Origin of the sequence: Galbibacter kalidii (genome assembly GCF_026241135.1) — a bacterium.
Classification (GTDB): domain Bacteria; phylum Bacteroidota; class Bacteroidia; order Flavobacteriales; family Flavobacteriaceae; genus Galbibacter.
Genome location: NZ_JAPFGA010000092.1, coordinates 1 through 568, shown reverse-complemented (window position 1 = coordinate 568; position 568 = coordinate 1). Strand labels below are relative to the sequence as shown.

1 pseudogene is annotated in these 568 nt (G+C 51.6%); it reads left to right on the top strand.

The annotated features are described in order from the left end of the window. Positions 1-560: pseudogene (locus OOZ15_RS20020) on the top strand (hypothetical protein); the annotation flags it as partial. Positions 561-568 lie beyond the last annotated feature (8 nt).

Below are 568 nucleotides of genomic sequence, written 5' to 3'. Positions count from 1 at the left end.
AGCCCATTTACAGTGATGTCCATGCCCTACAGGCCAATGTAGAGGCCAACGAACGCTTTGGGCTGATCGAGCTCCAAGGGGGCAAATACACCGATGATGTGCCGCTTGTCAGCGCCGAAGCCGTGCTGGACGATGCCTACTATACAGCCCAGATATACCCACTGGTCTATAAAGGCTACCCCCTTGAAGGCAAATTCACCGTGGACCGGGATGTAAAGGGGCTGGGGCTCCCGCCGAAAAAAGCCATTGACATATTGACCTGGTACCCGATGTACCTGGAGCATAACATTTCGCATTCGCTGATGGCTATCCGCCTTCCTTACCGTTACTACCTGCCCTACCATTACAAAAAGGATTTTACCCGGATCCAGTACAAGGTCGTCAATGCATATTTGCAGCAGCCTTCCCTGTATGCAGGCAAGGTACAACAGTACAACCATATCATAAACGGGGTGTTCCCGTCCATACCGACCGGGGACTACAAGGTGAGGCTACAGTACACCTTGCCGGGGGGCATAAAAGGCAGTAACCAGGTATTTAAGTACAACAACCCCTTTTAAGAACGAGC